This window comes from Williamsia sp. Leaf354 (assembly GCF_001424365.1).
In the GTDB taxonomy this organism is placed as follows: domain Bacteria; phylum Actinomycetota; class Actinomycetes; order Mycobacteriales; family Mycobacteriaceae; genus Williamsia_A.
The window spans coordinates 811098-825837 of the sequence record NZ_LMPL01000001.1 but is presented as its reverse complement, the minus strand read 5'-3'; the positions used below and the strand labels follow the sequence as shown (position 1 = coordinate 825837).

General features: G+C 67.4%; 14 protein-coding genes. 7 read left to right on the top strand and 7 right to left on the bottom strand.

Translation table 11 applies throughout. The annotated features are described in order from the left end of the window. Nucleotides 1-18: 18 nt before the first annotated feature. Nucleotides 19-1038: an NmrA family NAD(P)-binding protein gene (locus tag ASG12_RS03950; RefSeq protein WP_235456011.1), complete on the bottom strand. Its 1020-nt coding sequence runs from the start codon at nt 1036-1038 to the stop codon at nt 19-21. A 157-nt stretch (nt 1039-1195) separates the two neighbouring features. Here ASG12_RS03950 and ASG12_RS03945 point away from each other — a divergent pair, with 157 nt between their 5' ends. Both ASG12_RS03945 and ASG12_RS03940 read left to right on the top strand, forming a co-directional pair. Further along, complete coding sequence (locus tag ASG12_RS03945) at nt 1196-2047, top strand: SDR family NAD(P)-dependent oxidoreductase (RefSeq protein ID WP_235455994.1); 852 nt, start codon at nt 1196-1198, stop codon at nt 2045-2047. Then, nucleotides 2034-2936 (top strand): alpha/beta fold hydrolase, encoded by a 903-nt coding sequence (locus ASG12_RS03940; RefSeq protein WP_055785430.1) that lies wholly within the window; start codon nt 2034-2036, stop codon nt 2934-2936. Before ASG12_RS03945 ends, ASG12_RS03940 begins: the two co-directional genes overlap by 14 nt. A gap of 35 nt (nt 2937-2971) precedes the next feature. Here ASG12_RS03940 and ASG12_RS03935 read toward each other — a convergent pair whose 3' ends face one another. Beyond that, nucleotides 2972-3880 carry an NAD(P)H-binding protein gene (locus tag ASG12_RS03935; RefSeq protein WP_055785427.1) on the bottom strand — a complete coding sequence of 303 codons (909 nt, stop codon included), beginning with the start codon at nt 3878-3880 and terminating at the stop codon, nt 2972-2974. A gap of 69 nt (nt 3881-3949) precedes the next feature. Between ASG12_RS03935 and ASG12_RS03930 the strand changes: the two genes are divergently transcribed. Then, entirely contained in the window at nt 3950-4783 is an 834-nt protein-coding gene (locus tag ASG12_RS03930) for a LysR family transcriptional regulator (protein ID WP_055785425.1), read from the top strand. A 16-nt stretch (nt 4784-4799) separates the two neighbouring features. Here ASG12_RS03930 and ASG12_RS22205 read toward each other — a convergent pair whose 3' ends face one another. Continuing rightward, entirely contained in the window at nt 4800-4928 is a 129-nt protein-coding gene (locus ASG12_RS22205; RefSeq protein ID WP_268810422.1) for a hypothetical protein, read from the bottom strand. A gap of 121 nt (nt 4929-5049) precedes the next feature. Further along, nucleotides 5050-5529, bottom strand: a complete 480-nt coding sequence (locus tag ASG12_RS03925; RefSeq protein WP_055785418.1) for a hypothetical protein — start codon at nt 5527-5529, stop codon at nt 5050-5052. A gap of 315 nt (nt 5530-5844) precedes the next feature. Between ASG12_RS03925 and ASG12_RS03920 the strand changes: the two genes are divergently transcribed. Next, nucleotides 5845-7023, top strand: a complete 1179-nt coding sequence (locus ASG12_RS03920; protein WP_055785415.1) for a zinc-dependent alcohol dehydrogenase — start codon at nt 5845-5847, stop codon at nt 7021-7023. Nucleotides 7024-7045: 22 nt separating this feature from the next. Here ASG12_RS03920 and ASG12_RS03915 read toward each other — a convergent pair whose 3' ends face one another. Next, on the bottom strand, nt 7046-7912 hold the full coding sequence (locus tag ASG12_RS03915) for a helix-turn-helix domain-containing protein (protein ID WP_055785412.1): 867 nt from the start codon (nt 7910-7912) through the stop codon (nt 7046-7048). A 144-nt stretch (nt 7913-8056) separates the two neighbouring features. Here ASG12_RS03915 and ASG12_RS03910 point away from each other — a divergent pair, with 144 nt between their 5' ends. Beyond that, a complete protein-coding gene (locus ASG12_RS03910; RefSeq protein WP_055785410.1) occupies nt 8057-8929 on the top strand; it encodes an aldo/keto reductase family oxidoreductase in 873 nt (290 codons plus the stop codon). A gap of 409 nt (nt 8930-9338) precedes the next feature. Here the strand turns inward: ASG12_RS03910 and ASG12_RS03905 are convergent, their stop codons facing one another. Together ASG12_RS03905 and ASG12_RS03900 are read right to left on the bottom strand one after the other, a co-directional pair. Beyond that, nucleotides 9339-11879: an alpha/beta fold hydrolase gene (locus tag ASG12_RS03905; RefSeq protein WP_055785408.1), complete on the bottom strand. Its 2541-nt coding sequence runs from the start codon at nt 11877-11879 to the stop codon at nt 9339-9341. A gap of 65 nt (nt 11880-11944) precedes the next feature. Then, a complete protein-coding gene (locus tag ASG12_RS03900) occupies nt 11945-12952 on the bottom strand; it encodes an amidohydrolase family protein (protein ID WP_055787592.1) in 1008 nt (335 codons plus the stop codon). Between the two features lie 59 nt (nt 12953-13011). Here ASG12_RS03900 and ASG12_RS03895 point away from each other — a divergent pair, with 59 nt between their 5' ends. Further along, nucleotides 13012-13692, top strand: a complete 681-nt coding sequence (locus ASG12_RS03895) for a TetR/AcrR family transcriptional regulator (RefSeq protein WP_055785405.1) — start codon at nt 13012-13014, stop codon at nt 13690-13692. A gap of 84 nt (nt 13693-13776) precedes the next feature. Then, complete coding sequence (locus ASG12_RS03890; protein WP_055785403.1) at nt 13777-14733, top strand: fumarylacetoacetate hydrolase family protein; 957 nt, start codon at nt 13777-13779, stop codon at nt 14731-14733. Nucleotides 14734-14740: the final 7 nt, after the last annotated feature.

The window sequence follows — 14740 nt, the reverse complement described above, 5'->3', positions numbered from 1 at the left end:
GCGTGGAACCTCGGGCGACTACCGCGAACTCGACGTCACCGGCGACCCACGCCGCGCCGCTTCCCGCACAGCGAACTCCCGATACCCGGTGGCCGGGCGTCCGAGAAGTTCAGGCAGCACGGTCATGTCACCGGCAGGCAATCCGTTCTTGTCGTAGTAGCTCATCATCGCGACGTAGCAGTCCTTGGACTCCTCCGGCCAGTTCCGCACGCCCCGGGTGTTGGGCATGCCGGCCAGCCCACGGAACATGGGGCGCAGCGCACTGCCCTTGGTCGACGCCAGCGATCTCACGGCGATCGTCGCCGCGGGGCCCAGACCGTGAAGCGGCTTCTTCATCGCGTCCGGGGGCAGCCTGACCGCCGACATCCGATGGCCCAGAACGTCACTCCAGATCGCCGCCATCTCATGGCGGGTGAGTTCCTCGGTCGACAGGTCGTAGACCTTGCCCGCATGACCATCCGGCGACGCCGTGATCATCGCGCCGACCTCGCCGATGTCCTCGGCGTCGACAACGCCCATGACCGAGGTCGGTGACGACGGGTAGGGCAGGGTCCCCGCGAGCATCAGGTCCCAGAAGTCCACATAGTTCTGCATGAAGTGCGACGGCCGCAGCACCGTCGCCGGGATCCCGGATTCGAGCAGGAGACGCTCGACACGCAACTTCTCCTGATGGTGCGGGAGATCGCGGATTTCCGGGTGGATCACCGAGTTGAACACGATGTGCTCGACACCGTTGGCGCGAGCGGCGTCGATCAACCCCTCGGCGATCCCCACCTCCCGCACCACGGCTGTCGGACACACATGGAACACCCGAGAGGCGCCACGCATCGCCGCCGCGAGGTCGTCGGTGGATCTGATGTCTCCGACAACCACCTCGGTCGCGCCCTCGACTCGCGCGGAGCGGGCCTGCTCGTCGTTCTTGACGAACGCGCGCACCGTCTCGCCACGTTCGGACAACTCGCGTGCGACATGGCGACCGACTCCCCCGCCGGCGCCTGTCACCACGATCATCGTCGGCCCTTCTCCCCGATCGGCCACGCATTCTCCATGTTCGCTCCTTCGTCAGCGGTGCGGCGTCATTCACTAATCCGCCGATAGTCACCGGGCGAGCGTCGATTTCGCGATCGACCCTCTGTTCTCGACCGAACAGTACACATTGGTTGACTGACGGTCAACGAAATGTAGACTCGTCGCGATGACACCGATGCCCCATCCGTTTCGCTCGACGAGGCGGAGTAGCCAGCCGCCGCCCCGTGCGTTGATCACCGGCGCGAGCGCCGGTATCGGCGAGGGATTCGCACGCGCCCTCGCGGCCCGCGGATCGGACCTCGTGCTCGTCGCACGTCGCGCCGAGCGTCTGCGCGACCTCGCCGACGAGCTGGTCACCACACACGGGATCGCCTGCGATGTCGTTCCTTTCGATCTGACGGCCGAGAACGTCGGTGAAGCGCTGCGCACGACGGTGGAGGGCCGGGTCGATCTGCTGATCAACAACGCAGGGTTCGCCACGCAGGGTCCGTTCGTGGACACCGACCCGCGGGAGTACCGGCGCGAGATCGCGGTCGACGTCCTTGCGGTCGTCGAACTCTCCCGCGCCTTCCTGCCGGCGATGATCGCGCGCGGCCAGGGCGGCATCATCAACGTCTCGAGCACCACGGCGTTCCAACCGGTGCCGTCGATGGCGGTGTACTCGGCATCGAAGGCGTTCGTGCTCAGCTTCGGCCAATCACTCTGGTATGAGGCGCGACAACACGGGGTCACCGCATTCACACTCGCCCCCGGACCCACGAGAACCGAGTTCTTCGACGTGATCGGCGACAGCGCGACCGTCGTCGGCTCGTTCCAGACACCCGATCAGGTGGTCGCCACCGGGCTGCGTGCGCTCGATCGTCGATGGACGCCACCACATGTCGTCTCCGGGCGCAGGAATGCCGTCGCAGCCCATCTGGCCGGCCTGGCACCTCGCCGCATCCTTCTTCCCGTCCTCGATCGGGTGATGCATCCGACCACGTCGACCGACCACGGGGGCGACCGTGTCCACCCCTGATTGGCGAGACGTCGCCTGGGACGAGGTGGCACGTGATGTCGACGTCGACGGCCGACGCGTCCATCTCGTCGATGTCGACGTCGCGGGCGCCGACAGCGACGTGATGGTGTTCCTGCACGGCATCTCGGCGAGCTGGCGCTGGTTCATCGAGATACTCCCCGCGATGGCCAGAACCCACAGAGTCGTCGCCATCGATCTGCCCGGGTTCGGCGACTCCGAATTCGCCTTAAAGAAAAGTTCGTTCACGGCATTGGCGGAATCGGTTGCCGGGGTGTGTGCGGAGCTGTCGGTGCGGCGGGCGACGGTCGTGGGGCACTCGATGGGGTCTCTCGTCGCCACCCGACTCGCCATCGATCGGCCGGACCTGGTCGGGAAGCTCGTGATCACCGGTGGACCCATCCTGTCGCTCACCGGCCTGGCACGGAGCCCGCTGCAGACCGTGCGGGCCCAGCCACGCGCGGTCATCACCCTGCTGGCCGAGTTGATGACCATCGGCGTTCCGCTACCCGCGAGGGTGACCTCCGTCCTCGCGTCGTCGCCGACGCTGTTGACCCTGGCACTCGGGCCGTTTCTGGCTCACCCCGAGCGGCTCGACGCCGACCTCATGACGCAGGTCATGTCCGCACTCGGCGCTCCGGGGTCCTTCCCGGCCCTGCTCTCGACGATCCGCAGCGACCCGGCGACCGATCTGCACCGGATCTCCTGCCCGACCCTCATCATCCGCGGGCCCGGGGACCCGCTGTCACCGCCGGCCGACGTCGACAGGTTTCTCGCGGCGGTCGCGACCGCGTCGGCCGTCGAGATCCCGGGAACAGGACACTGGCCGCACATCGAGAAGCCCGCGGAATTCCTTGCGGAATTGAAGGCGTTCCTGCGGGTGGCCCCGTGACGACACGATGGCCGCGCGACCCGGGGTGGCCACGGTCAGTTGCCCGGCGCGGTCTCGACCGCAGGGCGCAGCACGTCGGCGCACCATTGCCGAAAGGGCGTCGGACTGCTGGTATCCGGGGTACGGGCAACGCCGTCGTCGAGACCGTCGTCCTTCGCCTGCATCATGTCGACCATGCCGTCGACGAAGGCATTCCCCAGACCGCGTCCGATCATCTGGATCCGCAGGTCGTCGTACGACCGGCGTTCGTAGCGGATCGGCGTACCGAGGACCTCGGACATGATGTGCGCCATGTCGTTCGCCGAGAGGTTCTCCGGGCCCAGCACCGGCACACTGTCGACACCGGTCCACGACCGATCCAGCAGGAGCCGGGCGGCCACGGCGGCGATGTCGCGGGTCGCGGCGGCAGGGGCGGCGCGATCGGGTGCGACGGTGTCGGCGAACACGCCCGCGGTGCGGATCGAGTCGGCCTGTCGCAGAACGTTGTCCATGAACGACGGGTTGGCGAGTGCGCGGTAGGCGACGCCGGAAGCAGCTATCAGGTCGTCCATCTCCAGGGAGGCCGTGACGAGTCCCGCCCGATTTGCCATCGGCGTACCGCGGCCGAGCGCAGAGACGCCGACAACACGTTCGACACCATGCTCTGCGAACGCTCGTGCCGCTGGACGCGTGAAGTCGGAGAACGCCGCCTCGAGGGTAGGGGTCATCGGGTTCGGCGGGACGACCCAGAAGACGGCGTCCGCACCGTCGAAGGCCGCGGCGAGCACGTCGGCGTCACCGTGCGAGCCGGTGACGACGTCCACACGGGCCTGCACGGCCTCCGGTAGTCGCGAACGGTCCCGCGCGATGACGCGGATCTCCTCACCGTGCGATGGGGCGGTCTCGAGAAGGGAGTCGAGGACCTGGCTGCCGATATCGCCCGTGGGCGTCGTGATCACGATCATGTGGTCCAGCCTGAGCGGATCCCCTCGAACGGTCCAATACCTTCCTCGACGCATTGATACCCTCACGGCATGGATCTGGATCTTCGCAAGCTGCGGTACTTCGTCGCGGTCGCCGAGCACGGGCACTTCGGCCGCGCGGCCGCGGCCCTTTACATCGCACAGCCGGTGCTCAGTCGACAGGTCCTCGCCCTCGAGAAGGAGTTGGGTGCCACTCTGCTCACACGCACGACACGCAGCGTCGAGCTCACACCGGCGGGCGAACAGCTGCTCCAGGATGCGCGCGGCCTGTTCGTCATCGTCGACAACACCGTCCGACGCGTCTTGGAGACCGACCGCGGGGTGGAGCGCCTCGTGGTCGGTTTCGCGCCGGGACTCCATGTCGGGGAGGCGGTCCGGGCGTTCACGGCGGAACATCCCGCGGTCGAGGTCGATCTGGTTCCCGTGAAGTGGTGGGAGAAGGCGGCACCGCTGTACGACGGCCGAGTCGATGTGGCCTACCTACGTCGGCCGTTCGACGAGAGCGCACTCCGGGTGGTCGCGGTCGGGACCGAGGAGAAGGTCGCCTGCCTTCCGGCGACGCACCCGCTGGCTCGGCGACACCAGATCACGATGTCAGACCTCGACGGCCAGACGATCCTCGACGCACACTCCAGGCGGACGTCGTCGGTGGAGGAGAAGTTCGAGCTCATCGCAGCCGGTCACGGCATCGCGTTGGTGCCCGCCGGCGTCGCGGCGTCGTACACCCGCCCCGATCTCGTGAGTCTGGTCGTCACGGATCTGGCTCCGGTCGACACCTGCATCGCGGTGGCGCGCGGTCGTCGGGAACACCGCATCCGCGCTTTCGTCACGACGGCGATCGACGTTCTGCACACACACGAGGAGCGACTGTCGGTGGTCGAATGACCTCGAGCCCGGGGGACTACAGGTAGGAGCGCTCCTCGGCGATCGCTCGCGAGTACCCGAATATGGCGAACACGACGTAGATCGCGACGAACACCACCGAGAACTGCACGCTCTTGCTGCGCGACAACGAATCCAAGACCGACATGGTCACCCCAATCAACGACGCCGTAATTTCGCCGTCGATTATCTCGTGACTCAAGCACCGGTGCAACGCTGGGTGGAGAAGAAGCTGTCGTGGACCGCAGACCCGCCTACAGATCGCTGCGTCAGCCGGTGCGCGTGAATGCCTCGTCGGCCGCGCGTTGATGCAACGCCTGCACCTCATCGGCCTGTCGGGCGGCCTGCCGGTCGAGTTCGGCGCACCGGGCGGTCCCCGGCCCGAAATCGACACGGCGCTCCATCCCGAGCTCCCACATCGCCTTCTTCGCGAGTAGCAGCGACCGCATGGCCTCCAATGCTGCTACGCGACGAAAGCGTCCGTGCGTGAGCCCGACGACACCGGCCACGCCGCGCACCCCGGTCCCGATTCCGGCCACCGCGGTCAGCCAGGACTCGCGGTGGCCGCTCAGTTCCTCGACGCGGGCGCGCACGAACGCCATCTCATCCTCCAGCTCGCCCGGTAGATGGTCGATCGCGTTCACCGTCCAGGGATCACCGGCGACCAGACGCGCGAGTTGCAGTCCACCGCCGGCGCCGATGAGATGCGTTCGCATGTAGAGCGCAGAGGTCTGGTGTGCGATGTCCATGGAGGAACCCTTCGTCGCGTTGGTCGGATCCGGCGAGGGCTCTACCCGTTCAGACAAGACCAGTGTAGAGCGGGAACCGTCGCGGTGGCGCGCCGATCCGTGAGACAGTGGAGGGGTACAGACGGCCACGTTGAGTTTCCCAGCTACGGTCAATCCGCGATCGAATGTCGTGGTTCTGCTGGTGATGTCGATGTCTGGCGAGGTGAGCATCGACTCCCGATCCTTGGCGTCAACTTCGAACGATGTTGCTTCCGTTGATGATCCGCTCGAGCCGGCACACCTGACAACAGATCGCGCATCACGAGAGGCATCATCATGCGCGCAGTCACGTGGCAGGGCAAGCGGAAGGTCAGTGTCGACGAGGTACCCGACCCGACGATCGAACAGCCGACCGACGCGATCATCAAGGTCACCTCGACGAACATCTGTGGCTCCGACCTGCACCTCTACGAGGTACTGGGCGCCTTCATGACCCCCGGCGACATCCTGGGCCACGAACCCATGGGCGTGGTCGAGGAAGTCGGTTCGCAGACAGGCGATCTCGCCGTCGGCGATCGCGTGGTGATCCCCTTCCAGATCTCCTGCGGATCCTGCTACATGTGCGACTCGTCGTTGTACACCCAGTGCGAGACCACACAGGTCCGCGATCAGGGCATGGGCGCGGCACTCTTCGGCTTCTCGTCGCTCTACGGCGCGGTCCCCGGTGGCCAGGCCGAATACCTCCGCGTCCCGCAAGCGCAGTTCACCCACATCAAAGTGCCCGAGGGTCCTGCTGATTCGCGCTTCGTCTACCTGTCCGACGTCTTGCCGACCGCGTGGCAGTCGGTCGAGTACGCAGCGATACCCGAGGGTGGATCGGTCACCGTGCTGGGCCTGGGGCCGATCGGTGACATGGCCGCACGCATCGCCGCGCACCGGGGTCATCGGGTGATCGCCGTCGACCGCGTCCCCGAACGCCTCGAACGTGCGCGGGTTCGCGGCATCGAGGTGATCGACCTCGACGCCGTCGACGACATCGGTGAGGAGATCCGCGCGGCCACCAACGGGCGGGGAACCGATTCGGTGATCGACGCGGTGGGGATGGAAGCTCACGGATCACCGGCGACGAAGCTGGTCCAACAGGTGACCGGCCTGCTCCCCGACGCACTGGCGGCGCCGATGATGCAGAAGGCCGGGGTCGACCGGCTCGCGGCGATCTATGCGGCCATCGACATCGTTCGACGCGGCGGGACGATCTCACTCATCGGCGTCTACGGCGGCATGGCCGACCCGCTTCCCCTGCTCACGATGTTCGACAAACAGATTCAGCTGCGTATGGGCCAGGCGAACGTCAAGAAGTGGGTTCCCGACATCCTGCCGCTGCTCGGGGACCACGACCCCCTGGGCGTGGACTCGTTCGCCACGCATGAACTCCCGCTCGAGCAGGCGCCTCATGCGTACGACATCTTCCAGAAGAAGACCGACGGCGCGGTGAAGATCATCCTCAAACCCTGAGCACACCCGTGCGGGCGGGTCGTCACTGCGGGCCGGACGCCTGAGCCGCGCCGGCGGCCGACGACCCGCCGCCGACCGACACCTGATCCCTCAGCGTCGCGAGCTTCGTCGCCGAGTCCGAACCGGCCTCCGCGTGATAGATCGCGAGGATCTGTCCGTCGGTCCCCGCCAGGGGGAGCTTCTCCCGACGAAGCTCCATCGCACCCACCACCGGATGGTTCAGGCGCATGGAGCCACCGGCGAGCACGGCTATGTCGTGCCGGGCCCACAACGAGCGGAATTCCTCACTACGGAGGGACAATTCGCCGACGAGCTGGGTCGTCGCCGGGTCCTCGACCTCGGTGCCGACCGATGCGCGAAAGCCCGCCACCATCCCGCGGGCGCGCTGGGCCCAGTCGTCCCACAGTTCCCTCTCGGCGGGATCGAGCAGGAACGCCCGGAGACGGTTGGTGCCGACACTGATCACGGGCGAGATCGCGGTCGCCAGCGGATTCGCGGCCAGTACGTCGAAGGAGCGGCTCTCCACGAACGCCGGAAGGTCGATCACCTCGAGGAGCGACAGGATTCCCGCCGGTACTCCGACCCGTTTCCGGCCTCGAGGCGGGCGGGGGCTCACGCCTGCCAAAGCGTGCAGATGCGCCGTGGCCGCGGGATCCAGTTCGAGGACTCCCGCCAGCGCGTCGACCACCTGGGTGGAGGGATTCCGGTCGCGGCCCTGTTCGAGTCGGAGGTAGTAGTCGGCACTGATACCTGCGAGCAGCGCGATCTCCTCGCGACGCAGCCCGGGCGTCCGGCGGACACCACCCGCGGCGAAACCCGCACGCTCGGGACTCATCAGCTCGCGGCGAGCGCGCAGGTACTCACCCAGGGAGTTGGGACGATCGCTCATGGATTCGATGGTAGGAGGACCGGCCGCACCGTGGGTGGTCCTGACGATCCCAGGATGAGCGGGGACTCCTCACCGCGCCCGATGCGCTCCTAACGTCGGTGGGGACGGCGAGATCCGCCGATACGAACCCACAGAGGAGCGATCATGTCCGACACCACCCTGCCCGGCGGCACATTCCGCATGGGCGACCTGACGGTCTCACGATTCGGTTACGGCGCAATGCAACTCGCCGGTCCCGGCGTCTTCGGGCCGCCCGCCGATCGGGAGGCTGCCGTCGCAGTGTTGCGCGAGGCCGTCGAACTGGGCATCACCCACATCGACACCGCGGACTTCTACGGGCCCTTCGTGACCAACGAGATCATCAAGGAAGCCCTGCACCCATACCGCGACGATCTCCACATCGTCACCAAGGTGGGAGCCCGTCGCGACGACGACGGCAACTGGCCGTTCCATCGGAGCCCTGAGGAGCTGACGACCCAGGTGCACGAGAACCTTCGCCATCTCGGTCTCGACGCACTCGATGTCGTGAACATGCGGATGGGCGCCACCGACGGGCCCACGCCCGGACCGATCGCCGAACAGATCGGTGCACTGGCGGAGCTGCAGTGTGCGGGCGACATCAAGCACATCGGCGTCAGCAACGTCACTGCTGCCCAACTCGCGGAGGCACAGGAGATCGCGCCGGTGGTCTGTGTGCAGAATCGGTACAACCTCGCCGATCGCGCCGACGATGCACTCGTCGAGGACACGACGGCGCAGGGAATCGCCTTCGTCCCGTTCTTCCCCCTGGGCGGATTCTCACCTCTGCAGTCGAAGACGTTGTCGCGCATCGCCGCCAGCCTGGACAGCACCCCACTCTCGGTGGCATTGGCGTGGCTGCTGCACCGATCCCCGAACATCCTTCTCATCCCCGGCACGTCGTCGGCAGAACATCTGCGCGAGAACGCAATCGGAGCAGGACTCGACCTCAGTGCAGACGTGCTGACTGAACTGGATCAGATCGGGACAGGCGACTGACCACACGGTGATCGCCGCAGGCCCTCTCTCACACTGACGACGACACCGATCCGACCGATCTCGGCCTCAGCCGAGACCGATCGGATCGGCGCCGGCTCTAGCTCGAACCGAACAGTCCCGCACCGAGTCCCAGCAGCAGGTTGCCGACACCGAGACTTCCCAACAGACCTCCGACGAGCGCCCCGACAGCTCCGAGCAACATGTGATTCTCCTTCGATGTGGTCACCGCGTGGCCATTCCGGTCTCGCAGCAAATGTCAGATACTGCATTCGGACATCGAAATAGTAACCATCGGGAATCGCGCCCGTCTTCGGTTTCGGAACCCCCGCGACCATCCACGAGATCACTAAGCGACGCTTTACGGTCTCGAATCCATTGGCGGCGAGCGGTATACGTGCGTTCCCGCTGGTCAGGTCAGCAATGCCGCATCGATGGCGTGGGCCACCACGGCGACGTGAGGAGCGTGGAGGACATCGACGTGACCTCCGGGTACGGCGACGAGATCGACTCGTCCCGATGTCACCGACTCCCACCAGGATCGCCGATGCGTACTGCCCTGCGCGCACAGTACCGTGACCGGGGCGTCGATGCGGCGCACCCGATGCCGACGGACCATCCGAACACCGCGGTGGTAGAACACGATCCACTGGGTAACAGGATCGAACACCTTGCGTCCGGCCACCGGCAACCTGAGGAACAGACCCAGGAGTTGTCGATGGGTCATCGTCATCTCGGCCTGCACCGGACCGCCTGCGTCGAACTGCACGAGGTCATCCGAGAGCCCCTCCGCGACATCGAGTTCGGCGACGGACGCCTCGGTGAGCGACGAGTCGATGAGGACGACGTGGCGTACCGATTCGCCATCATCCGCCAACTGGGCCGCCATCTCGAGCGCGACCATCCCACCCATCGAATGGCCGGCCAGGTGGTACGGCCCGCAGGGGTGCGCGCTGCGGAGCTGTTCGATGTTCCTGCGCGCCATGGCCACGATGCTGCGGTCGGGGCGCCCCGGCACGTCGAGTCCGCGCGCCTGGAGTCCGTGGACCTTACGTCCGGGCGTCAACGACCGCACCAGGGGGACGAAGGCGGAGGCCGGCGATCCCGCACCGGCCACGAGGACCAGCGGGGTGCCGTCACCCTCGGCGCGCAGCGGCACCAGCACACCCCCGCGGTCACGTGTCCCGGCGGAGCGATTGGCTTCTCGCACACCACGGGTCAGGGTGTCGATGGTCGGTGCGGCGGTGAACGCCGCCAGATCCACCTCCACATGCAGCATCTGTCGCACGGTCGTCGCGATCCGGGCCAGGGCCAGTGAATCCACCCCCGCCGCCACGAGGTCCTGATCGGCGTCGAGTTCGGCGCCGACCGATGCCCGTGTGAGGGCCAGGCGGACCGCGTTTTCGACCACATCGGGCGCTCGGCGTCGACGACGCGAAGCCACGGTCGTCGCCGGCGACGGCAGCTTGGCGCGATCCACCTTGCCGCGATCGGTGCGTGGCAGAGCGGTCATGCCGACCACGAATCGCGGGACCATCCACGGTGCGAGCGAGGCGGATACATGCGCACGCACCCGTCGCTCGAGTTCGGCGGCCGACTCCGATGCGCCTGCCACGTAGGCGACCAGTTCGGTGCCGCCGTCATGGTCGATCCCGCGCACGAAGACCTCGTCGACGCTCGGCATCGCGACGATCGCGACCTCGATCTCGGCCGGCTCCACCAGGTATCCGCGGATCTTCACCGCGTCGTCTGCCCGACCCAGAACATGAAGCGTCCCATCGGGATCGAGGAATCCCCGGTCGCCCGTGCGATACCCGCGACCCGAACCCGAGTCGGGGAGGAACCGGTCCGATGAGCGGCCCGCATAGCCCACCGCGATGGTCCCGCCGATGACGATCACCTCGCCGGTTCGCCCGGCGGGCAGGAGGTTTCCCTCGTCGTCGACGATCGTCACCTGCCGCAGACCTGGCAGCCCCTTCCCTGCCGCGACGCGGCCGGGTGGGACCTCGTCGTGAGCGTCGAAGACGATGTGACCGACGAGCCCCACCTCGGTCGCCCCGTACCAGTTCACCACCCGCGGTGCGGGTTCGGAGAGATGACGCGCGAGCAGGACATCCTCACGAGTCGAGGGTTCGCCGTAGAACGTGATCTGACGGACGGTCGACAAGGGCCGAAGCACACCGTCGCGGGCGTCCGCCGCCAGACGACGCACGAGACTGACCGAGGAGTTCACCACCGTCGGGCGCTGGTCGTGCAGCCACTCCATCAACGATTCGACACCCATCCGACGCGAATCGGCGAGAAGCACGGTGGCACCGGCGAGAAGGCCGGAGAACAGGGTGGTCAGTCCGGCGCTGAAGCCGAGCGGCATCACGTCGGCGATCCGGTCACCGTGCGTCAGACGCTGGCCCACGGCCGCCTCGTAGGCCTTGCCGACGGCGTTCTCGTGATCGAAGACAACCCCTTTCGGTTCGCCTGTCGAGCCCGAGGTGAACACGATCGTCGCGGCATCATCGGGCCGCGCCTGTCGCTCGCCGCTCGTGGACGAATCGGCCGCGTCTCGTAACCGGCCCGCATCCCAGAGCTCGGCCCCGGCCAGTGCGAGGATCCGGGAGACGCGATCTGCCGTCAGCTGCGGGTCCAGCGGAACGAGCGCCCGTCCCGCCATCAGCGCGCCGAACGCGGTCACCAGCGGCTCGACGCGATCGTCGAGGTGGATCGCAACGGGCCCGCGCCCCGCGCCCGCCAGGACCGCTGCCGCCACCGACGCCCGTTCGAGCAGATCCGCATAGGCGATCCGTCCGTCGCGGCCGACGATGGCGTCGGCGTGGGGCACATCATTCGCGGAGGCGGTGAGGATCGCAGCCACCGTCGTCGGAATCGGACGGTCTCGCGTCGCGGCTGACGGCGTCGCGAGATCGGGCCGTGCCCGGATTCCGGTCAAGTCGGTCATGGTCGTCCCTCTCCCCGAGGGAAGAGTTTACGTCCACATGGACACAAACGTGCGGGACGTGGGTATCAGCGCAGATGACGCGTGAGACGATCCCAGTTACCGGAGGCCGCCTGCACTCGTTCGTCGGGCGTCAGATCCGCGTCGTCGAGGAATCGGCGCGCGGCGCCCGCAGACGCGTCGATGTAGGGATAGTCCGTGGCGTAGACGATGCGGTCGATCCCGACGACCTCGCGGGTCCACCGAAACGCCCTCTGGGAGAACACACCCGATCCCATCACGAGGACGTTGTGCGTGAGGTAGTGCTCGAACGGATTCTGGGTCGCCCCGGTCAGTGCCCCCACACTCCCGATCCGGTCGGCGTAGAACAGCACCGCCTCACCCCAGTGCCCCACGACGACCTGGAGTGCCGGGTGGCGGTCGAAGACGCCGCCGAAGATCATGTGCAGCAGTTCGATCCCGGTCTCGTAGTGCCACCCGATCAGCGGTCCGGCGAACAGTGGATCGACGTCCGGTCCGATCCCGGTGTAGTAGGCGTCGCGGACCGCCGCGGTGGGTGTCTGCGGATGCAACACGACGGGCGCGCGCAGCTGCGCGGCGGCCGCCCAGATGGGTTCCATCGCCGGATCGCCGAGGTGCATCGCCCCCGTCCGCCCGTAGATCATCGCCCCGAGATGCCCCTTCTCCGACACCGCCCGGCGCAGTTCGTCGGCTGCCGCCCGCGGGTCCGGGGTGGGCAGGGTGGCCAACCCGTCGAATCGATCCGGGTGTTCGGCGACCACCTCGGCGACGGTGTCGTTGGCGGCCGCGGCGAGCGGCACGGCCCTGGTCGCGTCGAGGTTCTGCACCCCGGGCGTGGTGACCGACAGGACCTGTACGTCGACGCCCTGATCGTCCATGTCGGCGATCCGTGCGCGGCCGAGGTCGAACAACTTCTCCGGTTGCGCACCGGGGATCGACATGCCGCGCGCGGTGTCCGGGCCGGCATCTGCTGCCCAGGCCTGAGCGATCTCAGCGGTCAGGAGGTGTTCCTCGAGCGCGACGATCCGGTAGTCACCCGCACGATCGGTTGCCATGAAGCCGTTGTACACCGGCGGCCGACATAGGATCCCCGGGTGACCGGAGGAGGTGTGTGATGGCCGATGAGGCGACACGGCGCTCGGGGATGTCGCGCGCCGAACAGAAGGCAGCGACGCGCGCGCGCCTGGTCGCCGCCGCCGGCGAACTGTTCGCCGAACGCGACTACGGCGACGTCACCATCGCCGATCTCGCCGCCCACGCCGGCGTGGCCCACGGACTGCTGTTCCACCACTTCTCGAACAAAGAGGGCCTCTACCGCGCGGTCCTCGATGCGGTTGTCACAGAGATGGACTCGGCGTTCACCGCTCCGGCCGACGGCGACGCACCGGCCATCATCCGCGCTGCGCTCACCACCCACCTGAGCTATCTGGCGACACATCGCGGCGTCGCGTTGAAGCTCATCGTCGGGCGACGCCACGCCGATCCCACGGCGGCGGAGGTGTCCGATCGCAGTCGTGGTCGAGCCCTGTCCGCCTTGGCCGCGCTCGTGGATGTCGACGCGGACAACCCGGTGATCCAGTTCGTCGGCGCCACTCTCGTCGCCGCGTTCGACGAGGCCACTCATTTCTGGCTCCACACCTCGGACCCCTTCCCCGTCGACGCACTCGTGACGTCACTCCTCGAACTCGCGGTCGGTGCACTGCAGGGCGCCCGATCCCTCGACGGCTGCCCCGACGTCGACGACGCCATCGCGACACTGCGCGTCGCCGCTCACGGGTCGAGGTCTGACGCCTGACCGGTTGATCACCATTCGTTGACTGCTGTTCAACCAACGGGTTACCCTCGGTTCCGCGACCTCGACGGAACGGAGCCTCACACGATGGCGGTCCCCCTGATCCGCTTCACCACGGCGGACGACGAGCGGTGGGGCGTGGTGTCGTCCAACGGCGTCACCGCCCTCGACGGGCAGTACACGACCACCGCGGACCTGCTGGAAAACGGTCGCGACGACTGGATCGCCGCGAGCCGGCGGCCGCCCACCCAGCAGCTCGACGCGGTGGATGTGTTGTCGCCGATCACGACACCGTGTCGCGTGCTGTGCCAGGGTGCGAACTTCCGACAGCACGCCATCGACTCGGGCATGGACCCCGACAATCGGGCCTTCAACCTCTTCTTCGACAAGACCGACGCCTCGGTCACCGGGCCGCACTCACCGGTGGTGCGCCCGGCCCATGTGCGATTGCTCGACCACGAGATCGAACTCGCTCTCGTGATCGGCAGGCGGATCGACGGGCCGGTGACGATCAGCGACGACACGCTCCGCGATTACGTCGTCGCCGTCACCATCGCCGACGACCTCTCCGCGCGCGACGTCCAGCTCCCCCAGGGTCAGTACCTGAAAGGCAAGAGCTATCGAGGTTTCTGCCCGCTCGGTCCGGTGCTGGCCGTCCTCGACGACTCCGACTACGCCCGCCTCGACGATCTCGAGTTGCAGCTGTACGTCAACGGGGACCTGCGCCAGATCGACACCACCGCCAACTTCGTCTACCGCCCCGCCGAGACACTGACCGAGCTCAGCGAATTCGCGAACCTGTCCGTCGGCGACGTCGTGTTGACCGGCACCCCGCACGGGACCGCAGCCGCGTCCCCGCCGGCGATCGTGCGACGGCTGGCCACCGCACTGCTGCCCGAGCACGTCCTGTGGAAGCTGTTCATCCGCCGCAACCTCGGCGGTCCGTTCCTGCGACCGGGCGACACCGTCACGGCGACCATCCGATCCTCCGACGGCCTCCTCGATCTCGGCGAGCAGCGCACGCCGATCGTCGCCGCACACTGAAACACGA